Here is a 22,529-nt window from a genome sequence, read left to right on the forward strand (position 1 = left end):
GGTGGGCAGCCCGACGGACCGCAACGTACGGTGTGGCCAAGGGTGTTGGTGAGGCGCGGGCCGGGGAAGGGGAGCCATGGTTCCGGGGACGGTGCAGCAGCTGACCATTCTGCTGATCCTGGTGCTGCCCGGCGTCTTCTACCAGGCCGTGCGCGAGCATCTGCGGGGAGCCGTGGCCGCCGAGCAGGAGCCCCAGAACCGGCTGGTGCGCGCGATCGCGGCGGGTGCGCTGCTCGACGCCGTGTACGCGGTGATCGCGGGGCCGTGGCTGGTACGCCTGCTCGTGGGCGACGGAGCGGGCCCGCTCGCCGGGGCGACGGCGCGGCCTCGGGAGGCGGGGCTCGCCGCGTTGCTCCTCGTGGTCCTGGTGCCGTCGGGCATCGCGTGGGCTGAGGCCGCGTGGGGCAGGCGTCGCAGCCGGGCGCGGTACGAACCGACGCCCACGGCCTGGGACGCGCTCTTCCGTGACCGGGGGTCCTGTTTCGTACGGGCGCGCATGAAGAACGGTCTGTGGGTGGGCGGTTGGCTGGGGACGCGGTCGGCCGTGTCGGCGTATCCCCAGCAGGGGGACGTCTATCTGCAGGCTCAGTACCGCATGGGGCCCGACGGCAGGTTCCTCGGGCGGGTGCCGGGGACCGGGGGCGTGTATCTGCGGGCCGCCGACGTCGACGTACTGGAGTTGCTGGATCCGCCCGCACCGGTTCACGTACCGGTTCCGGTTCCGCCGGACGGCTCCGCGGACACCGGGGAGGAAGGAGAGCAGGGTGACGCAGTACGAACACGAGCCCAGTGACGAGGAGTTGGAGGCGCTGCTCGAGGAGTTCTCCGAGCGCCGCACCTACCGGCCCACCGACGACGTCCCCGAGCCCGAGGACGTGCCGCAGGCCCCGTCGGGCACCGCACTGGGCGACACCGCGGATCCGGCGGCCGGCTGAGCCCGGGCCGTCAGGGCCCGGTGTGGATGTGCGCGGCCCAGAGGTGCGGTGCGTGGACGAGACGGGCCCGCAGGGCCCGGACCGGACCGTGCAGGGCCGTGGCCGGGTCGATGGGGCGGTCCCCCGCGAGGTCGTCCGCGAGAGCGGTGTAGAACCGCTCGGCCACGCGGGTGGCCACCTTGTCGGCGACGGGCCAGAGGGTGCTGATCACATGCGGGTACCCGGCCAGTTGGAACGAGGACGCCAGATGCACGGACTCGTCGGGGAGCAGAAGCCCGCCCTGGGCCGTGGAGCACGCCGAGAGGACGGCGAGGACCGCCTCGTCGGGACGTTGCGCGGCGGCGTCGAGCGCGGTGAGCCGTCCGTCGTGGAGGATCAGGCCGCTCTCGGACGGCTCGATCGGGTCGCTGACGCCGTGGCAGCTGAAGTGGACCCAGGGGTGGGCGGGGAGTTCGCGGCGCACGGCGTCGACGGTGGCCGCGGCGCCGGCCAGTTCGACCGCCGCGGGGAACAGGTCGCGCAGCAGTCGCGCTTCGTGGGACGCGCCCGGCAGCGGGTTCGCGCCCGGGGTCTCGGCGAGGGCGACGACCAGCGGGGCGGGGTGCCGCGGGGTGGCCGTGGCGGATGCGCGGCGGGCGCGGACCAGCGCGCGCAGGGTGGGTGTGTACGAGGAGACGACGCGGTCCATGACGTTCTCGGCCGAGCCGGGGCGCACGCGGCCCGCGGCGTGCAGCGGCAGGAAGGACAGCCACCCGGTGGGGCACCACCACAGCCGGGTCCAGGGTTCGTCGTCGATCGGGGTCGTGCGCAGGCCGAGGCGGTCCAGGACCGGTTCGGCGACGGCGTCCCACAGCCATTCCAGGGTGTCGGAGAGCGTCCGCATCGCGACGAGGGCCTGGGGGGCGGCCGTGGCTCCGTAGGCGTCCTCGACGGCGACGAGGAAGTCCGCGGCGCGGGTGACGGCTTCGGTCGGTGTGAGGGCGGGCAGCGGTACGACGTCGATGCCGCCGTCGGCGGTGACGACGAGCGCGTCGGAGCGGTACTGGCTGACGTTGACCACGACGACGGGACCCGCGGCGGCCGCGGTGAGCAGGTCCGCGACCGCCGGCGGGCTCAGGAAGCGTTCCAGGCCGGGAAGTCGGCGGATCCGGTCGAGCAGGTCGTCCCAGCTCCGGGCGAGTGCGTGCCGTGACTCGGCCAGCAGCCCGGCGTCGTCCTCGGCGTGCCGGCGGTCGGGAGCGGTGAGGTCGGTCCGGATGCCCGCGGGACGCGGCGGAGTCACGCTCAAGGCGTCGCGGACCCGCTCGAACTCGTCGGCGAGGGCGGGGTCGGCCGCACGCAGCCGGGAGAGGTCGCCGCGGGCCTCCAGGCCCTGGGCGAGCAGCACTCCGCGACCCTGTTCGAGGAGGGTGAGGGCAGCCACCGGGTCGTTCGCCCTCAGGGCGAGCGCGGCGGCGTCGGAGGCGAGGCCCGCGCCCGCGCCGAGCCGGTCCTCCTGGTCGGCGCGGGCGAGACTGCGCGGGGCGAGCCGGGGAAGCAGGCCGACGGCGTAGGTGTGACCGGTGAGCGCCTCGGAGTGCCGGCCCGAGGCGGCCGCCGCGTCGCCCCAGACCCGCGCGGCGAGCAGCCGGACCGCGACCGGCGAGACGGGGTTGTGCGCGGCCTGCCTGGCCAGCCGGGTCGCCTCGGCCAGGTCGGCCTGCTCGCCGATCAGGGCGCGCCGCGTCTGGGCCCGTGCGAGGAGCCACTGGATGCGGGCCTGGTCGGCGTGTCCGTCGGGGACGCGGGCGAGTGCCTCCCGGGCGGCGCTCACCGCCCGGTCGAGGGCGGAGCGGGCGGCGGGGCCGGTCTCGTCGTCGGCGAGTTCGGCGGTGATCACGCATGTGGCGGCGAGGTTCATCAGGGCGAAGGTACGGCGGGGGTGGCCGTCGTCGAGGCCCGCGACGGCGTCCTCCAGGACGTCGCGGGCCTCGGCGAGTGCGGCGGGGTCCGCGTCCCGGGCCAGGGCGTGGCCGGGGGTGGCGAGGCTGTGCAGGAGGACGCCGAGGCTGACGCGGGCGAGGTCCCTGCCGTGCCGCACGCCGTGTTCGAGGGAGATGGCCTCCCGCAGCAGGCGGGCGGCTTCGTCGGCGTCGGCCTGTTCCCCCGTGTTCTCGTACCGGATCCGGAGCGCCTCGGCGAGGTTGGTGAGCATCACGGCGCGCGCGAAGGCGGTCGGTGGGCTCTCGTCGACGGCGCGGCGCAGCACGGTCACGGCCTCGGCGAGCCAGGTGCGGTCTCCGGTGATCCGGACGCGCGTCATCAGGGCGGAGCCGAGGTTCGTGAGCACACCGCCGAGCCCCGTGTGCCGGGCGGGCACGGTGGCGGCCGCCTCGCGCAGCATGCCGATCGCGGTGTCCATGAGAGTGTCGTCGGCGGTGTCGACGGCTCGGCGCCACAGGGTGTATCCGTAATCGGTGAGGACGACGGTCCGGTCGCCGGGGGTGCGGGCGGCCGCGAGGGCCTCGCGGTAGAGCGCGAACGCCTCGGCGCGAAGCGACTCGTCGTGGGTGCGGCGGAAGCGGTCGACGAGACCGCTGGCGAGGCCGATCAGGGCGGCGGGCAGGGCCGCGCCCTGTTCACCGATGGGGTGCTCCGTGCCGTTCCGTGCCGCGTCGACGGCCTGCCGGTGCCAGTGGACGGCTTCGTCGAGCGGAGCGGCGTCTCCGGTGAAGCGGGCGAGCGAGCGCAGCGCGTTGCCGAGGCGGGCGAAGTTGCGGGATCTGCCGGTGCCGGCGGCGCGGCCCGCCTCGCGCAGCACCTCGACGGCCTCCTCCAGCAGGTGGGGGTCGGAGCGGAACTGGGCGAGGTGCTGGAGCGCGTCCCCCAGGTTGCCGAGGCGATGGGGGCGGTAATGGTCGCCCGGCGCTGTCACCCTGACGGCGTCCCGGTGGGCCCGCACCCCCTCGGCGAGCAGTTCCTCGTCGGCGTTCAGCGCGGCCAGGGTGATGAGGGCGGCGCCGAGGTTCGAGCGGCGCGCGGCCTCCTCGGCTCCGCTGCCGGGGGGTGTGCACGCCACGGCCTGGCGCAGGAGGCGCACCGCCTCCGCGTAATCGGCCGGGTCGCCGGTTTCGGCGGCGTGTTCCAGGTGGAGGCAGCCGTAGTCGGACAGGTACTCCGAGCGCCGCGGATCGTCGCGTTCCAGCAGCGCGAGTGCCTGCCGGACGAGGGCGAACCCCTCCTCCCGGTCCCGCCGCCCGTCTTCCCGCCGGGCGTCAGGGTCGGCGTCCGGGCCGGCGGCCTCCGATTCCGCCGCGGGCCGGTCCGTGCGACGGGCGAGCGCCATGCCGAGGGCGAAGCGTATTCCGGCTTCGTGGGAGCCCCCCGAGTCCGGCCTCGCCAGGCAGTCTCTGAAGATCCGTACCGCCTCTTCGGCGGCCGCCGTGGCCGCCTCTCCCGGGCCGTGTCCCAGAGCGTCGAGCGCCCTGGCCAGCTTCACCAGGACACGGACCCGATCGGTGGAGTGGGCGGGGGTGTCGTCGGCGAGGCGCCGCAGCAGGGCGACGGGCTCGGCGAGGGCGACGGGCCCGCCGACGGCGCCGGCGTGCATTCGCAGCAGATCGGCCAGGTCCACGCCGCGGTCCACCCGCTGCGGTTCGTCGGGCCCGGTGGCGTCCCACGCCTGGCGGACGCTGTCGATCGCGGCTTCGAGGTCGTGGAGACCGCCCCGGGCGACGTACCGGGAGCGCAGGACCTCGCCCATGATGTGCTGCGCCCGGACGTGCGCGGGGTGTCCGGGCGGTGCGGCCGCCAGGCCGTCGCGCGCGGCGTCGTGGGCGGCGTCGAGGACGCCGGGGTTTCCGGTGCGCAGAATACGGGCGTTGAGGACGAGGGCGAGGTTGGTGAGGTAGAGGGCGCGTTCGACGGGGTTGGGCGCCGTGTCGGCCGCTCGCCGGCAGGCGTCGATGCCTTCGTCGAAGAGGGCTTTACGGTCGGTGTCGGCGGGTGGTTGTTCCGTGGCCGTCCCGGGTGCGAGGGAGAGGACGACCAGAGCTGTCCCCAGGTCCGAGAGGTAACCGGCGGGCGGTGGCTGGTCGTTCGACTCGGCTGCCAGGGCCTGGCGCAGGACCCGCACGGCCTCCGGCAGCAGCGTGGTGTCCTCGAGCGACACCGCCGCGGTGACCAGCGCGGAGCCGAGCTGGGCGAGGTGAAGGCCGTGGAACGGGTCGCCCGGTTCGCTGATCCGCATCGTGTGCCGCAGCTCGGTCACGCTCTCCCGAGCCGTGGCCGGGTCCGCCGTCGCCTCCGCCCAGTGTCGGAGCACGAACCCCAGGTTGCCGTGCCGGCGCGCCTGTTCGACCCGTTCGCCGGGTGCGGCGGCCACCGCGGCGCGGCTGTGTTCCACGGCCTCGGCGAGCACGGCGTGGCCGGCACCGTCCCGGAACGCGTAGAGGTACGCCAGGCCGAGGTCGGACAGGCAGGTGCCCTGTTCGGCGCTGCCGGGCGGGAAGCCCTGGGCGGCGTGGCGCAGCAGGACGGCGGCGAAGGGCAGCGCCGCGGGGTGGCGGCGCTGCTGGTAGAGGACGAGGATCGCGGCGCCCGCCTGGTAGGCGTCGCCCGGGTCGGTGTCCGCTCGGGCGGGTTCGCCCGCGAGGATGGCCAGCAGCGGAGCGAGGACGGGCGGTACGCTCCCGGGATCGGCGTGGTAGGTGTCGACGAAGCAGAGCATGGCCGAGCCGAGCGCCGCCGCGTCCGTACCCTCGCCGGCGAGATACCGGCACCAGTCGTAGTACGCGATCGCGTGGACGCCGACGAGCAGGACGTTCCCGTCCGGCAGTCGGGCGTCGCGACGCACGTCGTCGGCGGCCGCCGCGGCCTCGTCGGTCAGGAACCAGCGCAGCGCCTCGGGATCGTCGTCCGCGCGCATGGCGCGGTCCAGAATGATGTGCGCCGTGTCGTCGACCGTCACGTGCCTGTGTCCTTTTCCCGTCCCCGCACCGCAGCTCACGCCGCCGGCGACCCGGTCTATGCGCCGGGTATGTCGTCGGCGAGCAGCAGGACGAGTTCCTCGCGTGTGGGTTGTTCGTGTCCGGCGAGCCGTCCGGCCTGGCTCTCGATCATCGCCTCGAACAGGGTGCGCGCGTCGCGTCCGTTGGCGGTGTCGCCGCGTCGGGCGCGCCGTTCGAAGCGTTCCGTGAGCAGCGCCGCGACCTCGGGGGCGAGACGGTATTCGAGGGTGTCCGCCTGGAGTTCGACGATCCGCGTCAGCTCGCCGGGCTCGTACGCGACGAATTCGATGGTGCGGGAGAAGCGTGAGCGCAGCCCGGGAGTGGAGTTGAGGAACGTACGCATCTCCTCGGTGTATCCCGCCGCGATCACCACGACGTCGTCGCGGTGGTCCTCCATGAGTTTGGTGAGGACGTCGATGGCCTCCTGGCCGAAGTCCGCCCCGGATCCGAACGTACGGGCCAGGCTGTACGCCTCGTCGATGAAGAGGACTCCGCCGCGGGCCCGTTCGAAGACGCGCTGGGTCTTCTGGGCGGTGTGTCCGAGGTACTCGCCGACGAGGTCGCCGCGGGCCACTTCGACGAGGTGTCCCTTCTTCAGCGTGCCGAGCGCGGCGAGGATCTGTCCGTACAGCCGGGCCACGGTGGTCTTGCCCGTCCCGGGCGGGCCGGAGAAGACCAGGTGGTGGGCGACGGGCGGTACGGGCAGGCCGGCCGCCTTCCGCCACTTCGCGAGCCGGATCAGATCGACCTGCACGTCGACCTGGCGCTTGGCGGCGTCGAGGCCGATCATGCGGTGCAGCGCGGTGAGGGGGGCGGCCTCGGGCGGGCGCGGGGGCCGGCCGGCGGTGTCGGCGCCCGTGGCATCGGTGCCGGTGGTCTCGGCGCCGCCGGTGCGGACGTCGTCGAAGCGGACGCGATCGCTCGTCCCGGAGATCGCCTCGCCTCGGTAACCGGTGATCTCGCAGTCCTCGAAACGGCCGAGGACCGAGGCGCCGAGACGGATGCCGTCGCCCTCGCCACCCCGCAGCACGGCGTGCGCCACCGACACCCGGCAGTTGTCGCCGGCGATGACGCCGCAGCCGCCGGAGTCGGTGACGGTGAGCCGGTCGACGTTTACGTGCGCGGTCGACACGGCGAGCAAGCCGGCCTCGCCGGGGGCCGTCACGACGCACTCCCGAGCCGAGAGGTGCGTGTCGTCGCGGCAGTTGAAGCCGAACAGCGACGTCCGCTCGATGGTGCAGCGCTCGACCGTCAGCCGCGCCGTGCCCTCCATGGCGACGCCCGCGTGGGTCACGTCGGTGAGGGTCGCGTCGGCGAGCGTGACGTTGACCGACGCGCCCCGGGCGAGCAGCCCGGTGGCGCAGCCCCGCAGGTGGACGTCGCTCAGTTCGACGGCGGACTCGTCACGGATCAGCACCGCGCTCGAGGTGTGGTCGCTGATCCGCAGGCCGGTGAACCGGCCTTGCGCCTTGTGGACGACGACCCCCAGCCGCCCGTCCCGGAGCCGGCAGTCGTCCACGACGGGCGCGCCGCCGTCCGTGACGTTGATGCCCGTGTCGCCGATGGTCTCCCAGGTGCAGTCCGTGAGCCGCCCGAGGCCCTGCTCGCCCACGCTGACGCCGGTGACACGGCAGTTGTCGAACCGGCTCCCGCGTACGGTCGGGTCGGCGCCGCGGGCGATGTACATGCCGTGTTTCGCGCCGGAGACGGTGGTGTCCTCGATGGTGCCGCGCGCCTGGTCGACGAAGGAGAGTGCGGTCGAGTGGATGTCGCGGGCGACGCAGCGCGCCATGCGGACCTCGGCGTGCTGGGTCGCGAAGACGGCGTGGCTTCCGGTTCCGTGCAGTCGGCAGTCCTCGATGGTGGCGGTGGAGCCGGTCACGCTGATCCCGCAGCCGCGGGCGTCGGCCACCTCGCAGTCGGCGAGGTCGGCGTGGGCCCCCTGGGTGAGGGCGACCGCGTCGCCCTTGGCGGCCAGGAACTTCGTGCGGCGCACCGTGGCGCGGGCTCCCGGGAGCGCGGTGCGGCCGACGCGGATCTCGCACTCCTCGATCGTCAGCTCGGCCTGGGGCAGCGCTTGTACGGCGTACTCCCCCAGCCCATCGACGCGGCATCCGGTCAGCTGGAGCCGGCCGCCGACGCGCAGGGCGGCGGTGGAGCGGTTGACGATCGTCAGGCCGGTGAGGGTGACGTGTCCGGTGCAGTCGACGGTCACCTCCTCGGTCGCCTCGATCACCACGGTGCCCTGTCCCTGTGCCGCACGGAGCTCGACGGTGCCGGGCAGCGTGAGCGGCTGGGGGTAGCGGCCGGGTTCGATCAGCACCCGTAACGGGCGGGCGCCGGCGTCGACGCGGAGGGCCGAGGCGATGGTGCGGTGGGCGCCGGGCGTGGTGGGCGAGACGTGGAGGATGAGGGGTTCGCCGGTGGCGGGCGGGGGCGGCACGCGGCCGCCGACCGTGTCCGCGGCCGCGGCGCCGTCGGGGCCCGCGGCCGCGCCGCTGCCCGTTCGCTCGCCGGCACCGGCGCCCGGTCCGACCCGGCGGAGCGTGGCGGCCAACTGGTCGGGGAAGACGCCGAGTCCGCTCCCGTACGCCTGGTGGGGGGAGCGCAGCGGCATGATCTCGACGAGCCGCCGGTCGGCCTGTGCGGGGAAGGCCCGGTGCGGGAGGGGAGCGGGCGGGGACGCGCCCGGGGCGAGCCGCGCGAGGACGGCGGTCGTCGGGCTCACGGAGCCGCCACGCCGGGCGAGAACCGGGCCGGTCGTCACTTCGCTCACCTCGCCCCAGGTCAGGGCGCGTTCGGTCGAGCCGACCCTGAGTCGTACCCCGTCCTGGTCGACACGCAGCAGGCACGGGTCTGCGAGGCGACGGGTCAGCCGGCCCAGACCCGTCACGGCGACGGTCAGCCCCGCTGTGGCGACCGCGATCGTCTGCGGGAACGCGATGGCCTGCCCGGCCGCCGCCGCGCCCGAGGCGCACAGAACGGCGAAGGCCGACAGCGGCCGTGTCCGCAGCACCAGGGACGCGTACCAGGGCAGCAGTCGTCCGGGGACGGTGACCCCGCCCGACCGGTCGAGGGGCAGCGCGGCGTCGCCGTGCCAACGGCCGCCGGCGAAAGGCGCGAAGAGCTCACCGAGGCGGGCGGGGGTCAGGGACAAGGCCCGCGGGTCGAACTCGACGGCCTGCCAGGGCGCCGACCACTTCGGTGTCCCTCGTGACGCCAGGCCCGCCGGGGACCCGGCGCGTGTCCGGACCATGAGCCGCCCCCGGAACACGGCGGGCGCGCCTACGGCGGGCGTCCCGTCGGCGGGCGGCGCGGTGCGGGGATCGGGCACCAGGAACACGCCCTCGACCTCGTCCCGGGCGAGCCGAACGCGCCGCCGCCCCCTGCGGAGTTCGAGTCGGTCGGGGGCGACGACGAGCTCCACCGTCACCACGGCCCGTGCCAGGAGCCGTAACAGCACCACCGCCCACACCACCGCGCCGAGGCCGACGACGGTCGTCCGCACCGGCGTGGCGTCGGCGGCGGCCGCCCCGAAGGCGCACAGCGCGAGCGCGCCGACGACGGGCACGGCGAGGAGGAGCGGTTCTCCGCGTGCCTCCCTCGGCATACGGACACGGACAGCCTCCGGCGGCGCTCCGTCACGGACGTCATGATCAAGCGCCTGTGCCATCACACCCCCGTCGGCATGCCCCCTGCATGTCCGCTCAACGTAGCCCAGCGCCGCCGCCGCCCGCGAGCGGTTCGTCCGACGACGCCCGGCCCCGTGTCGGCCTCACCGTCCCACGGCTTCGCGGCGCCGTGCTCACATACGGGCGTAACTTCCCTTCGGTGTCAGGGTGTCGAACGGCAGGCGTACCACCACGGCCGTGTCCGTGGCGAAGGAGTCGGCCGTCGATCGCAGCGTCGTCAGCTCGGTGTCCGACAGGGCCCGGCGGGCCAGGAAGAAGTCGTCCATCGCACCCTGGAGCCGGTCGGTGGTGGTTCCGTCGGGGCGGGCGCCCAGCTGGAATCCGCGGACCGAGAAGCTGTCACCGTAGGTCAGCGAGCCGGCCGGAGCGGTGGCGGTGGCTCTGGCGCTCGTGCCGCCGTCCGCCGCCGCGCCGTCGACCGACAGCGTCAGCGTGCCGGCCTGGCGGCGCAGGACCACGTGACGCCAGGTGTCGTCGCCGAACACCGTCCCGGCGGGGGCCCTCACCTCCACCGTGGTCGTCGCGGTGTCCGTCTGGAGCAGGGCGATGACCTTGTTCTCCTCGGGCACGGCGCGGATCCACAGCTGGCGCTCCGCGGAACCCACCCCGTACGCCCACGCCAGGACGGGAGTCTCGTTGTCCGCGGCCGTGTAGCGCACCCAGGTGGCGAGCGTGAAGTCGCTCCCGCCGAGGGCCTTGGCGTCGCCGTACGGGAGTTCCACGGCGTCGTCGGTGCCGTCGAAGGCCAGGCCGCGTCCGAAGGCGCCGGTCGGGCTGAGGGCCGCGCCGCCGCGTACGTAGGCGTGGCCGCAGTGCTGCGAGGCGTCGGGGGTGGCCCGAGTGGCCGCGTCGACGGCGGGCCTCATGACGAGGTGCTCCTCGGTGTTGCCGCCTTCCATGGACCACCACAGGGAGGGGTTCTTCGGCGGGCTCCAGCCCTGCGGGGCGGTGTCGAGGATATCGGCCACCTCGGCCTCGGTCAGCGCCCGCTTGTAGTAACGGACGTCGTCCAGCCTGCCGGTGAGGACGTCCGACCCGTCGGGCTTCGAACCGACCCTGATCCCCTCGGGCGCGTCGACCCCGTCCGTGAAGGAACCCGTGGAGCCGTTCGCCGTCACCACATGGGCGCCGGGCGCGCCGGGGACGATGCCGTCCACGCCCACCGCGAAACGGTCGCCGCTCCGGGTCACGGTGAGCAGGTGCCAGGCGTCGTCGCCGAACGCGACCCGGTCCTCGCGGGGGTCCAGAAGATCCACCGCGATCGAGCCCTCGGTGGTCTCCGCCCGTGCCACCAGCCGGTCTCCGGAGGGCCTGGCCCGCACCCACAGGGACGGCGCCCCGGAGGTGGATCCGTACGCCCACATCAGTACGGCGTCCTTGGTGTCCTTGGTGGCGGCATAGCGGAACCACAGGGAGAACGTGAAGTCGCCGGCGCCGTTGTCCACGGCGGGTACGTAGGGCACTTCCACACCCGGCAAGGTGGGGGACACACCGAGCGCGCCCTTGCCCACGCGCCCTTCGACCAGCACGTCGCCCGACTCCGTACTGGCGGTCCCCAGCAGGGTGCCGTCGGCGCAGTGGCCGGACACGTCGTCCTGGATGCGTGTGGTGGTCAACGGTGCGGTGTCGGCGGTGTCGACGACCTGGAAGGGAAGGTGCGCGGCCAGCCTGTCCGCGGCGACCTCGCTCGCGCGCGTGCCGCGCAGCAGCCCTCGCTGTTCCTCGGTGAGAGCGGTGCGGTAGAGCCGGAACTCGTCGATGGTGCCCTTGAAGCCGTCGTAGGGCTTGCCGGGTTCGTCCTCGACCGGCTTGTCCCCGATCCGGATGCCGAGGCCCTTGACGTTGTTCTCGCGGGGCCCGGCGAGTGCGCCGACGACCTTGCCCTCCTGGGGCGCCGCGTTCCCGCCGTCCACCTGGAGGGTGACGGTCTCTCCGGTGCGTACGAGTGTCAGGTGGTGCCACCGGCCGTCGCCGAACGCGGGCTTGGAGGTGTCCGGGCCGGTGAGCGCGGCCCACGCGGTCCCGTTCGCGCCTTGGACCCAGGCGAGGATCCGGTTCTGTGCGGGCTGCGCCCTGACCCAGACCTGCGGTGTGCCGGAGCCCTCCCCGTACGCCCAGAACAGTGCCTGCTGCGGTGTGGTGGAGGTCGCTTCGTATCGGAAGTGGAGGGAGTAGGTGACGTCTCCCGCGCCCGGGTCCAGGGACGGGGTGAAGGGGAGGTCGGCGTGGCCGGTGACTCCGTCGAGCTGAAGGCCCTGACCGAAGTACACCGGCTTGGGGGTGGCGGGCAGGACGGCTCCCGCGCCGAGGGTGGCGCCGGCACCGAGGTAGGCGTCGTTGGCCTCGGGTGTCACGTCGGGTGTCGTCCGCCCGGGGGCGGGTGTCGGCTGTGGAAGGGCGGAGCCCTTCGACGTGACGCTCGCCGGGAGGCCGAGCTCTCCGGCGGTGAAGCGGTTGAAGTAGATGTGCTGGGCGGAGAAGACGGTGCCGCCCTCGTAGACGAGACCGAACTCGCCCTTGGCCATCTCGGCCATGTCGGAGTACCCGGCCCGGTCGGCGAGCACCTTGCTCACCTGGCCTCCGGGAGCGTCGATCCAGTTCACGCCCTTGTCGAGGGAGTAGCGGATCCTCATGCCCTGGCGCAGGGTCTCGTGCGACGGGGTGGACATGAGCAGGAGGTCGCCCGGGGTCTGCCGGTAGGTCCGGCGCGGCGCCAGGACGGACACCTGGACGTCGGGGCCCTTCCAGTTCTTGGTCGGTCCGAAGACCGGGACGGTGGCGCCGTCGTCGGTGCTGACGGTGTGCATCCGGTGACCCGCGATGTCGTACGGGCTGCGCGCGCTGAGGTGGACGTCGCCACCGGGGAGTTCGGCGACCACCGGCTCGCCGGGTTTGAACATCGGGTCCTCGGGCTTGGTGTTCGGCGGCGGGTCCGCCAGATCCTCGGCCCGGAGGAAGGAGTTGACCGTCTTGCTCGCTTGCCAGGTGTCGCCGTGGTCGTCGCTGTAGAGGACGCCGGCTCGCTGGTCCTCCGCGCCCGGCGTGCCGCTGACCGTCTCGTACGCGCCGACGATCAGACGTCCGGCGTGCGGGCCGTCGTGGAGCTGGATGCCGTGGGAGGGCCCCGTGCCGAACCAGCCCTTGCCCGACTCCGTCAGGCGGGGTGCGGGCAGGGGCGCCCCGAACGTGATGCCGTCGTCGGAGCTCCTCTGGAACCACGACCTGCGCACGTCTCCCGGTGTCGCCTTCTCCGAGTTGGAGAAGAGGAAGACGTCGCCGTCCCGGTCGGCGACGGGTGAGGGGTTGCCGCGTACGTGGGGGGCCTCGGCGTCGGTCTCGCTGCCCGAGGACACCACCCGGATCGGGCTCCAGGTCCGCCCGTCGTTCGTGGACCTGCGCATGACGATGTCGATGGGGCCGCGGTCCGCGCACGAGGGAGAGGTCCGTCCCTCGGCGAACGCCAGGAGCGCGCCTGTCTTGGTCGTGACCAGGGTGGGGATGCGGAAGCAGCCGTAGCCGGCGGTCCCGGAGCGGAAGAGGACCTGCTGGGTGCCGAGGGCGGCGCTGCTGGAGAGCTCCGTGCCGCCGGCCGCCGCGGGGGACGCGGTGGCCAGGCCGGCGAGGGAGGCGAAGGAGAGCAGCGCCGCCAGAAGTCTTGTCCGGTTCATGATCGTGACGCTAACCCACCGTCAGAGCCCTTACGACACAGTTCTGTCCGATCGCGGGTCACGAAATTCGTCCCCGGCGCCGTCGGGTCCGCGGCCAGGTCGTCGGCGGCGCGCGTCCGGGCGCGGCGAGGACGTCGTCCAGCCACGAACGCGCGGGGTCCTCGGCCGGCGCCCGTGGCGTGGACGTCTCCCGTGTCGCCGCCGGGGACCCGGCCGCGGCGGCCCACCGGGGCGGGGAGGGGATGACGAGGCGCGGGAACCGGCCTGGCCGCAGGGCCTGGGGCCCGGTCGCGCCGTGGGTGCGAGCGTCGCCCTGCCGCGAAGGGCCCGGAGACGTACCGTCGTACGGAATCGCCTGAAATTGGGCGCATCGGTCACGTTCAGGTCGAGCGCGACCGGGAAAGCGCGCAAACAGACACCTGATCGACCCACTCAGAGTGAGGCAGGTATGACTACGGCACGCGAGATCATGACCGAGGGCGCCGAGTGTGTGGACGAGCGGGAGACGGTCCTCGCCGCCGCCCGGAAGATGACCGAGCTGGGGGTCGGCGCGCTGCCGATCTGCGGCGAGGACAAGCGGCTCAAGGGGATGCTCACCGACCGTGACATCGTGGTGAAGGTGCTCGGTGTGGGCAAGGACCCGGCCACCTGTACGGCGGGCGAGCTCGCCCAGGGCGAGGCGGTCACCATCGGCGCGGACGACGACAGCGCCGAGATCTTCCGCACCATGGCCGAGCACAAGGTCCGCCGGCTTCCCGTGATCGACGGACACGACCTCGTCGGCATCGTCGCGCAGGCCGACGTCGCCCGTGCCCTTCCCGACCCGCAGGTCGGAGACCTGCTCCAGGCGCTGTCCACGGACTGACCGCCGAGACCACCGGGCGGGCGATCCGGGCCCGGCCCGTTCCCGGGGGCGGCCCCCACTCAGGGGCCGCCCCCGCCCTCGGCCGCGACGGCCCCGGTCCGGGGCACGCGCGCCTCTCCCGTGACTTTCACCGCCCGTACGGCCCAACCCTCGCGCGATTTCGCCCTCCGTACGGCCCAACCCTCGCCCACTTGTCCGGCCGGCCCTTGGGCCGACCCCTCCCGCACGGCTGCCCGCACCCAGGAGAGCCCCATGACCGAGAATCGTTCAGCCCAGGAACAGCCGGCCGCCTCCGGCCAGGACCAGCCCGAGGCGGTCGTCCCCGGGCGCCCCGCGGCCGAGCCGCCCTCGCTCCGGGAACCCACCGATCCCCATGGGCCGCTTCCGGCCAAGCCCGACCAGAGCGGGCCGGAGACGGTCGGTCCCACCGGCCAGGCGACGGGCGAGGACCCCGCCCGCTCCGCGCAGAGCGGCTCGTACCTGACCACGGCCCAGGGGGCGAGGCTGTACGAGTCGGACCACTCCCTCAAAGCCGGCCCGCGCGGTCCGGTGCTCCTCCAGGACCATCACCTGCGGGAGAAGATCACCCACTTCGACCATGAACGGATCCCCGAGCGGGTGGTGCACGCGCGGGGCGCGGGCGCTCACGGCGTCTTCCAGAGCTACGGGACGGCGAGCCGGGTGACCAAGGCGGCGTTCCTCGCCGAGGACGTCGAGACGCCTGTGTTCGTACGGTTCTCCACGGTGCTCGGCTCGCGCGGCTCCGCCGACACGGTGCGGGACACCCGCGGGTTCGCGACGAAGTTCTACACCGAGGAGGGGACCTTCGACCTCGTCGGCAACAACATCCCGGTGTTCTTCATCCAGGACGCGGTCAAGTTCCCCGACATCATCCACGCAGGCAAGCCGCATCCCGACCGGGAGATCCCGCAGGCGCAGAGTGCTCACGACACCTTCTGGGACTTCGTGACCCTCCACACGGAGGCGACCCACCACACCCTCTGGAACATGTCCGACCGCGGCATCCCCCGGTCCTTCCGCATGATGGAGGGTTTCGGCGTCCACACCTTCCGGCTGGTCGACGCCGAGGGCGGTACGACGCTGGTCAAGTTCCACTGGAAGCCGAAGCTCGGCGTGCACTCCCTGGTGTGGGAGGAGGCGCAGATCGTCGGCGGGATGGATCCCGACTTCCACCGGCGGGACCTCTTCGACGCCATCGAGGCCGGGGCCTTTCCCCAGTGGGAGCTGGGGATCCAGACGTTCCCCGACACCCCGGAGCAGACCTTCGAGGGCATCGATCTGCTCGACCCGACGAAGATCGTGCCGGAGGAGCTGGCTCCCGTGCAGCCGGTCGGTCTGCTCACGCTCAACGCCAACACGAAGAACTTCTTCGCCGAGACCGAGCAGGTCGCCTTCCACCCCGGTCACCTCGTCCCCGGCATCGACATCACCGACGACCCTCTGCTCGCCGGCCGGCTCTTCTCCTACCTGGACACCCAGATCAGCCGTCTCGGCGGCCCCAACTTCGCCCAGATCCCGATCAACCGTCCGCACGCCCCCGTCAACGACATGCTGCGCGACGGCATGCACCAGACGGCGGTGCACACGGGTACGGCGCCCTACCGGCCGAACTCCCTCGACGGAGGCTGCCCGTTCCTGGCAGACGCGGAGACCGGCGCGTACATCGAGACCCCGGTCCCCGTGCCGTCCTCGGTCAAGCGGCGCGAGGCACCGGAGTCGTTCTCGGACCACTTCGGCCAGCCCCGGCTCTTCTGGCTGAGCATGACGCCGACGGAGCGCGAGCACATCATCGCCGCGTACACCTTCGAGCTGAACAAGTGCTATGAACAGGCCATCAAGGAACGGGCGCTGACGGTACTGGCCAATATCGACCCGGTGCTGTGCGAAGGTGTCGCGACCGGACTCGGGCTTCCCGTGCCGCCGGCCACGGTGCCGCTCGCGGCGGCGGAGCCCAGTCCCGCGCTGTCGCAGCTGGGGCGGACGTGGCCGCTGAGCGGGCGCGTCATCGGCATCGTCACCGACGGGAACGGTACTTCGGCCGATGTGCGGTCGGTCCGCGCGGCCGCGCTGGACGCCGGGATGGTCCCGCTGGTCATCGCGCCGACGGGCGGCACGCTCGACGCCGACGGCGAGTCGGTCACGGTGCAGCGCACCTACGCCACCGCGCGCTCCACCGAGTGCGACGTGGTCTTCGTGGTCGGCTCGCCGGCGCCGGGACTGGACGCGACGGGGGCGCGGGACGCGAAGGCGGGCCATCTTCCGGCGGACGCGCCGCCGGTCGACCCGCGGGTGCTGCTGTTGCTCACGGAGGCGTACCGCCATGGGAAGGCCATCGGTGGTACGGCCGGGGCCGACACGGCCCTGGAAGCCGCTCGTCTGCCCGCGGACGCCCCGGGGATCGTCCTCGGTGACAGTCCGGAGGGCGTCTGGGAGGAGCTGGCTCGGCTTCTGGCGGGCCACCGGGTCTGGCAGCGGTTCCCCGCGTCGATCTGAAGTCCGCCCGGGTCCCCGGAGCATCGGCTCCGGGGACCCTGCCGCGTCGCGGCGGGGGCGGACGAGAAATCAGGCGACCGTGATGTTCTCGGCCTGCGGGCCCTTCTGGCCCTGGGTCACGTCGAAGGTGACGGCCTGGCCCTCCTGAAGCTCACGGAAGCCCGTGGAGTTGATGTTCGAGTAGTGCGCGAAGACGTCCGGGCCGCCGCCGTCCTGGGCGATGAAGCCGAAGCCCTTCTCCGAGTTGAACCACTTCACAGTTCCGCTGGCCATGGGTGTTGCCTCTCCATTCGATGTCGGGACCGCACCGCGCGGACCCGGAGGTGATCGCCCTGGTCCTCAGCGCTGCACAGCAAAGCGCCCGCACCGAAGCACGGGCGCCGGGTTTGCGAACCACGACATCTGAGGACGACGCTACACGGCGGAACCGCTTGTTGCCAGAGAGCAACGGTTTCGTCGTGGACGTCGTGGCCTTCGTGTCGGGCGTCCCGACGGCGTCGTTCGCCCACGTCGGCCTAGTCCGGAACCTTCTTCCAGGCCGTCGTGCCGAGCAGTCCCGTCTCGCCGATGTGCAGTCCGCCATCCGGCTGAACGGTCTGCTGCGCCGCCCCCGCGGCCGGCGCGATGTCGACGTGGACACCGCTCCCGCGCCGGGTGGCCGCGTCGACGGTGGAGTACCGCCATACGAAGACGCTGCGCGCCGACTCCCCCGGTCTCAGGGTCACGGGATGCGGTCCCGGGTCGTCCAGGCTGGTGATCGGTTCCGGGCCCTTCAGGACCGTCACGTCCATGGGCCGGCCGTCGACATCCCGTACCCGTACGCCGGGGTAGCCGTTCAGCCGCTGTTCGCCCGTACCGCAGTTGGTGAGGGTGACCGGCATGGCGCGCAGTCCCATGGCGGCGTTCACCGCGCCGGTCGACACTCGCACACCGGAGGCCGGGCACTCCTCGGCGGCGGTGGCGGCGGGGCCCGGCGCGGCAGGGCCGGGGGCCGCGGGCCGTGTCCCGGGGGACGGCGCGCCGGTGGCGGAGGGCCGGGGCTGTGTCGAGGCCCGGGTCCGGGCGGGGTCCACCTCGCGATCGATCTCGGCCGCGAGGCCGCAGCCCGCGGTGACGGCGGCGAGAGCCGCCAGGAGGAGCGTTCGCCGCACGGGTATGCCGGTCATGCCGCGATCATCACACGCGCTCGTCCCGGCTCCGGCACGCCTGGGCGCCGTCCGCACCCGCCGCACCCGCCGGGTCCGGCGCGGGCGCGCGGGCCGCGATGGCGTCGAGCATCAGGTCGAGGGCGAAGCCGAAGTTGGCGTCGTCCTCGACCGAGGCCAGGTAGGGGGCCGCCGCCGCGATGTGGGGGTGGGTGGCGGCGGGCACCGCGGCGTACGCGCCGGTCCAGGCGGACTCGTCGGCGTCGCGTGCGTGGGGGTCGAGCGTGGAGTAGGTGGCGTCCATGCACGACCAGCCCAGCACGAAGTCGACCAGGGCGCGGTAGTGGCGTACCGCCTGGTCGGGTGGGAAGCCGGCGTCGGCGAGCGCGGCGAGGACCATCTCGATCACCCGCATCTCGGCGGGCCGTCGCGTGATGCGGACGGTGGCCAGCACGGCGGCTCGGGGGTGCGCGAGGTAGACCTTGCGGTTGCGGATGAACAGCGTCCGCAGGGTCTGCCGCCAGTCTTCGGAGGGCTCGAAGCCCTCGATGCTCTCTTCGAGCAGATGGTCCGCCACCGCGAGCAGCAGATCGTCCTTGTTGCGGAAGTGCCGGTAGAGGGCGGTCGGGTCGGCGCCGAGCCGGGCGCCGATCCGCCGGAACGTCAGGGCGTCGGCGCCTTCGGCGTCCAGGAGCCGGAGGCAGGCCTCGACGATCAGCCGGGGGCTGAGAGAGGGCCTCGCACGGCCGGAGGGGGCGGCTTTCCCCTTCGCGGCCGCGGTCCGCTTCCCCGTACGTGACGCCACTGCGCACTCCCCTCGCTCCGGTCGGCTCCATTGTGCCGCCCGCCCCGAGTGAACGGTGTTGTCAACGCTGTTGACTTCACTGTCGTCCGGCTGCCACGCTGCCGCCACCCCCACCCCGCCGGCACGTCCCGTCCAGCCCTTCAGGCGCCGAGGAGAAGCCCATGCCCGGTCAGCCGCCCGCCTCCCCCGCACCTGTCGACCCTGCGGATCCCCGCGTCAGCCTGTGGACGTCGTCCGCCGATTTCGCCTTCGCCGCCGGCAACGGCCGCTTCCTCACCCTCGTGCCGGTGGTCATCCCCGCGGCCGGCGTCCCGGCCGCGCTGTGGGCCGCGTACGGGCGGCGCGCCGCGTACTTCCACCGCGGCCGACCGTCCGTCACCGCGTCCCGGCCGGTGCCCGCACCGGCCGACGGCGGGGCGTCACCGGGCACGCAGGGCGACCGCCCCACTCCCCCTCGTACCTCGTATCTAACTCCCCGACCCGGCGCCCCTTCTCCAGGAGGACCCCTCTGATGAGCCACGCGGATCTCGTCTTCACCTCAGGCTCCGTGATCACCATGGACCCCGCGCACACCGGCGCCACGGCCCTGGCGGTGCGCGGGGAACGCATCACGGCGGTCGGCGGGGAGGAGGTGCGCGAGCTGATCGGGCCGGACACGCGAGTGGTCGATCTGGCGGGGCGCGCCTTGCTGCCCGGCTTCCAGGACGCCCATGTGCACGCCGTGTTCGGCGGGCTCGAACTGGGGGCCTGCGACCTGACGGGGACGACGGACGTGTCCGAGTACCGGCGGCGGATCGCGGCCTACGCGGCCGCCCACCCCGAGCGTCCGTGGATCACCGGAGGCGGCTGGTCGATGGAGAGCTTCCCCGGCGGCCAGCCGACCCGGCACCTGCTCGACGACCTCGTGCCCGACCGGCCCGTCCTGCTGGCCAACCGGGACCACCACGGCGCCTGGGCGAACACCCGCGCGCTGGAACTGGCAGGGGTGACCGCCTCGACCCCCGATCCCGCCGACGGGCGCATCGAGCGGGAGCCGGACGGCACCCCCTCGGGGATGCTGCAGGAGGGCGCGGTCGAACTCGTCGGCCGGGCCGCTCCGCGGCCCACGGAGGAGGACCTGCTGGACGGCCTGCTGCGCGCCCAGCGACTCCTGCACTCGTACGGCATCACCGCCTGGCAGGACGCCCTGCTCGGCGCGTACGGAGGCCACCCGGACGTCTCCCCCGCCTACCGCGCCGCGGCCCTGCGCGGACTGCTCACCGCCCGGGTCAACGGCTCCCTGTGGTGGGACCGGGATGCCGGCGCCGAGCAGATCCCCCACCTCGTCGAGCGCCGCGAGACCCTGCGGTCCGGCCGGTTCCGGGCCGACACCGTCAAGATCATGCAGGACGGCATCGCCGAGAACCACACCGCCGCCATGTCCGCGCCCTACAAGGACTCCTGCGGCTGCGCCACGTCCAACTCCGGCCTCAGCTTCGTCGACCCCGTGGCACTGCGCGGGTACGTGACCGAGCTCGACGCACTGGGCTTCCAGGTCCACTTCCACGCGCTGGGCGACCGGGCCGTACGCGAGGCCCTGGACGCGGTCGAGGCCGCCCGGAGCGCCAACGGGCCGCGCGGAAACCGGCATCATCTCGCCCATCTCCAGGTCGTACACCCGGCCGACGTGCCGCGCTTCGCACGGCTGGGGGCGGTCGCCAACCTGCAGCCGCTGTGGGCGGCCCACGAGCCGCAGCTGGACGAGCTGACCACACCCTTCCTCGGCGGCGAACTCGCCGACTGGCAGTACCCCTTCGGCGACCTCCACCGCGCGGGCGCCTCGCTGGCGGCGGGGAGCGACTGGCCCGTCAGCTCCGCCGACCCGCTGGAAGGCATCCACGTCGCGGTCAACCGGATCCTTCCCGACGGCGACATGCCCCCCTTCCTGCCCCGGCAGCGGCTCGGCCTGAGCACCGCCCTCACCGCCTACACGTCGGGCTCCGCGTACGTGAACCGGCTCGACGACACCGGCCTGCTGCGGCCCGGCCACCTCGCGGACCTGATCGTCCTCGACCGGGATCCGTACACGGTGGATCCGTCGGCCCTCGCCTCCCTGCGCGTGGAGGCGACGTACGTCGGTGGGGAGCGCGTCTTCGGCGAGTGAGACGCCGCCGAGGCGAGGGCGCCGGCGGGCGGGGGAAGCGGAGGACGCCGCCCGCCGAGCCCGTCGCCCCGCCTCAGGCCTTGCCGCGTCCGCTCATCGCGTCGCGCAGACGGTCGACCAGGCCGACGCCGGGGGCGAGCAGCTTGTTGGCCGGCGGAGTGTCGGGGGCCGAGGGGTGCGGGCGGGTCGGCGCCATCTTCTTGGCCTGGCGGACCTTGTCGCCGAGTTCGTTCAGCATCTCGGCCGAGCACGCCTCCCTCAGCCGGGGGAAGAGGTTGTTCTCCTCGTCGGCCATGTGTGCCCGGATCTCGTTCATGAGCTTGATGATCAGCTCGTCGAACCGCGGATCGCCGGCGTCACAGCTCTCCAGATCCTTCATCGTGCGCTCGGCGGCGGCGTGATCCTGGAGTTCCTTGTCGGCGATGTCGGAGCCTTGGGGAAGGTGCTTTCGGACGGCCGGGTAAAGGTATGACTCCTCCGCGACGGAATGCCGGACCAATTCCATGGTGGCCTGGTCGGCGTAGTGCTTTCTGCGCGGGTCACCCGAGGGCAGTTCCTCGATATTGGCGAACAGCTCTTCGACCTCTTCGTGGTCGGTGGTCAGCTCAGCGATGACGTCGCCGCCGTGTCCCATGCGTTTCTCCTTTTCGCTTTCTCTCCGTGGGATTCCCCATGAAACGCGGTCGACGAGTGGGGGCGCGCATTGCGCCTCATTCAGCGTGTCGTCGCAGGCGACGCTCACCGGCCCCGTCGTCGCGCTGTTTCTCGCGTGACCTGCGCCATTTCATGAGGGGTGACGGGACGGTTATGGTGCAGGTGTTTTCCGCTCCCCGATCCGTCCGGATGGTCAGCCCGTGCCCGCAGATTCCCTTCTGTCACCGCTCATAGCGGCCACGACGCAGTGGCTCAACCGCGCCTATCCGTCCGGCCCGGGGGCGTTGCAGCGCGGGCTGGCCGAGGCCCAGGCCCGGCAGGCGGTGACCGTGGCTGCCTGGCTTCGCTACCCGACGGACCTGGACATGGAACTGGTCGCCCTGTCCGGTCCGGGGGGCACCTCCCGCCTGGACTGGATCACCGGGGCGGACGGCGCCCGACCGGAGGACACGGACGCCTGGCGCACGTGGGTGGACGAGGTGGTGGCCAGCTGGGCGGCGTGCCTGCTGGGCTCGCCGGCCCTGGCGAGCGCCGCGGCGGAAGCCGTCCGCACGGAGCGCGGGGAGGGGGCGCCCGTCGCCTTCCGGCGCCTGACCGATCCGGGCGAGCGGGACCGCCGGGCGGCCGGTCTGCTGCGCCATCCCGACTTCCTCGCGCCGATAGCCGACCTCCACCGCGCGCAGTTGCTGAACCGCCTCCAGGCAGCCGGGAGCACCCTCCCGGCCTGACGGGCCGGTGTTCGAGATTTGCCTGTTCACCGGGTTTGGTACGCGATCTGTCGGCAACGCTCCCCTCAGACACCAGCGCACCACGGGAGGCGGTTTCATGATCCAGATGTCCATACCGCTGGTTCCCACCGCCGACGGGGGTCTGCTCATCCCGGCCGGCCATGTCACCGCCCTGCTGCGCGGCCTCGCCGCCGACTGGGTGCGGTCGGGCAGCTCGGGGGAGATGCGCGGCGACGAACAGACCATCCGTGATCTGGCGGCCGTGCTGACCGAGCTCGCCGATCAGGTCGACGTGGAATGCATCGGGTTCGCGTCGGAGAAGGACGACGAGGCCTGAGCACCGCCTCGGGCGGCCGCCCCGCGGCCCGGCGCTCCCCCGGCCGGGTGGCCTC

Annotated in this window: 14 protein-coding genes; 7 read left to right on the forward strand and 7 right to left on the reverse strand. The window is 73.2% G+C overall.

Annotated features, from left to right (window positions below; translation table 11 throughout):
* Positions 1-76: 76 nt before the first annotated feature.
* Positions 77-793: a DUF6338 family protein gene (locus ABZY12_RS12580; RefSeq protein ID WP_356889288.1), complete on the forward strand. Its 717-nt coding sequence runs from the start codon at positions 77-79 to the stop codon at positions 791-793.
* Positions 765-935 (forward strand): hypothetical protein, encoded by a 171-nt coding sequence (locus ABZY12_RS12585; protein WP_356889289.1) that lies wholly within the window; start codon positions 765-767, stop codon positions 933-935. The genes ABZY12_RS12580 and ABZY12_RS12585 overlap by 29 nt, the downstream gene beginning before the upstream one ends.
* A 10-nt stretch (positions 936-945) precedes the next feature.
* On the opposite strand, the gene ABZY12_RS12590 is transcribed toward ABZY12_RS12585, so the two are convergent.
* The 3 genes from ABZY12_RS12590 to ABZY12_RS12600 form a co-directional block, all read right to left on the reverse strand.
* Positions 946-5,883: a CHAT domain-containing protein gene (locus ABZY12_RS12590; protein WP_356889290.1), complete on the reverse strand. Its 4,938-nt coding sequence runs from the start codon at positions 5,881-5,883 to the stop codon at positions 946-948.
* A gap of 56 nt (positions 5,884-5,939) precedes the next feature.
* A complete protein-coding gene (locus ABZY12_RS12595) occupies positions 5,940-9,533 on the reverse strand; it encodes a right-handed parallel beta-helix repeat-containing protein (RefSeq protein ID WP_356889291.1) in 3,594 nt (1,197 codons plus the stop codon).
* Positions 9,534-9,728: 195 nt separating this feature from the next.
* Positions 9,729-13,283 (reverse strand): sialidase family protein, encoded by a 3,555-nt coding sequence (locus tag ABZY12_RS12600; protein WP_356889292.1) that lies wholly within the window; start codon positions 13,281-13,283, stop codon positions 9,729-9,731.
* A gap of 448 nt (positions 13,284-13,731) precedes the next feature.
* Between ABZY12_RS12600 and ABZY12_RS12605 the strand changes: the two genes are divergently transcribed.
* Positions 13,732-14,148, forward strand: a complete 417-nt coding sequence (locus tag ABZY12_RS12605; RefSeq protein WP_356889293.1) for a CBS domain-containing protein — start codon at positions 13,732-13,734, stop codon at positions 14,146-14,148.
* Positions 14,149-14,400: 252 nt separating this feature from the next.
* Complete coding sequence (locus ABZY12_RS12610) at positions 14,401-16,662, forward strand: catalase (protein WP_356889294.1); 2,262 nt, start codon at positions 14,401-14,403, stop codon at positions 16,660-16,662.
* 69 nt (positions 16,663-16,731) lie between these two features.
* Here the strand turns inward: ABZY12_RS12610 and ABZY12_RS12615 are convergent, their stop codons facing one another.
* The 3 genes from ABZY12_RS12615 to ABZY12_RS12625 all read right to left on the reverse strand — a co-directional run bounded on the left by ABZY12_RS12615 (position 16,732) and on the right by ABZY12_RS12625 (position 18,612).
* On the reverse strand, positions 16,732-16,935 hold the full coding sequence (locus ABZY12_RS12615; protein WP_356889295.1) for a cold-shock protein: 204 nt from the start codon (positions 16,933-16,935) through the stop codon (positions 16,732-16,734).
* 242 nt (positions 16,936-17,177) lie between these two features.
* Positions 17,178-17,828, reverse strand: coding sequence for a DUF4232 domain-containing protein (locus tag ABZY12_RS12620; RefSeq protein ID WP_356889296.1), 651 nt, complete (start codon positions 17,826-17,828; stop codon positions 17,178-17,180).
* A 10-nt stretch (positions 17,829-17,838) separates the two neighbouring features.
* The gene (locus tag ABZY12_RS12625; protein WP_356889297.1) at positions 17,839-18,612 is read right to left on the reverse strand and encodes a TetR/AcrR family transcriptional regulator C-terminal domain-containing protein; all 774 of its coding nucleotides are present in this window, start codon (positions 18,610-18,612) and stop codon (positions 17,839-17,841) included.
* Between the two features lie 511 nt (positions 18,613-19,123).
* Between ABZY12_RS12625 and ABZY12_RS12630 the strand changes: the two genes are divergently transcribed.
* On the forward strand, positions 19,124-20,755 hold the full coding sequence (locus tag ABZY12_RS12630) for an amidohydrolase family protein (protein WP_356889298.1): 1,632 nt from the start codon (positions 19,124-19,126) through the stop codon (positions 20,753-20,755).
* 73 nt (positions 20,756-20,828) lie between these two features.
* On the opposite strand, the gene ABZY12_RS12635 is transcribed toward ABZY12_RS12630, so the two are convergent.
* On the reverse strand, positions 20,829-21,389 hold the full coding sequence (locus ABZY12_RS12635) for a hemerythrin domain-containing protein (protein WP_356889299.1): 561 nt from the start codon (positions 21,387-21,389) through the stop codon (positions 20,829-20,831).
* Between the two features lie 220 nt (positions 21,390-21,609).
* On the opposite strand from ABZY12_RS12635, the gene ABZY12_RS12640 reads away from it, so the two are divergent.
* Together ABZY12_RS12640 and ABZY12_RS12645 are read left to right on the forward strand one after the other, a co-directional pair.
* Complete coding sequence (locus tag ABZY12_RS12640; protein ID WP_356889300.1) at positions 21,610-22,137, forward strand: hypothetical protein; 528 nt, start codon at positions 21,610-21,612, stop codon at positions 22,135-22,137.
* 97 nt (positions 22,138-22,234) lie between these two features.
* On the forward strand, positions 22,235-22,474 hold the full coding sequence (locus tag ABZY12_RS12645) for a DUF6213 family protein (protein WP_356889301.1): 240 nt from the start codon (positions 22,235-22,237) through the stop codon (positions 22,472-22,474).
* Positions 22,475-22,529 lie beyond the last annotated feature (55 nt).

Source organism: Streptomyces sp. NPDC006551, from assembly GCF_040611675.1.
GTDB lineage: Bacteria > Actinomycetota > Actinomycetes > Streptomycetales > Streptomycetaceae > Streptomyces.

What these genes read in the sequence shown, in the direction of transcription:
- ABZY12_RS12580 (WP_356889288.1), top strand. Translation starts at nt 77, where the DNA reads ATGGTTCCGGGGACGGTGCAGCAGCTGACCATTCTGCTGATCCTGGTG.
- ABZY12_RS12595 (WP_356889291.1), bottom strand. Translation starts at nt 9,533, where the DNA reads ATGCCGAGGGAGGCACGCGGAGAACCGCTCCTCCTCGCCGTGCCCGTC.
- ABZY12_RS12600 (WP_356889292.1), bottom strand. Translation starts at nt 13,283, where the DNA reads ATGAACCGGACAAGACTTCTGGCGGCGCTGCTCTCCTTCGCCTCCCTC.
- ABZY12_RS12605 (WP_356889293.1), top strand. Translation starts at nt 13,732, where the DNA reads ATGACTACGGCACGCGAGATCATGACCGAGGGCGCCGAGTGTGTGGAC.
- ABZY12_RS12610 (WP_356889294.1), top strand. Translation starts at nt 14,401, where the DNA reads ATGACCGAGAATCGTTCAGCCCAGGAACAGCCGGCCGCCTCCGGCCAG.
- ABZY12_RS12615 (WP_356889295.1), bottom strand. Translation starts at nt 16,935, where the DNA reads ATGGCCAGCGGAACTGTGAAGTGGTTCAACTCGGAGAAGGGCTTCGGC.
- ABZY12_RS12620 (WP_356889296.1), bottom strand. Translation starts at nt 17,828, where the DNA reads ATGACCGGCATACCCGTGCGGCGAACGCTCCTCCTGGCGGCTCTCGCC.
- ABZY12_RS12630 (WP_356889298.1), top strand. Translation starts at nt 19,124, where the DNA reads ATGAGCCACGCGGATCTCGTCTTCACCTCAGGCTCCGTGATCACCATG.
- ABZY12_RS12635 (WP_356889299.1), bottom strand. Translation starts at nt 21,389, where the DNA reads ATGGGACACGGCGGCGACGTCATCGCTGAGCTGACCACCGACCACGAA.
- ABZY12_RS12645 (WP_356889301.1), top strand. Translation starts at nt 22,235, where the DNA reads ATGATCCAGATGTCCATACCGCTGGTTCCCACCGCCGACGGGGGTCTG.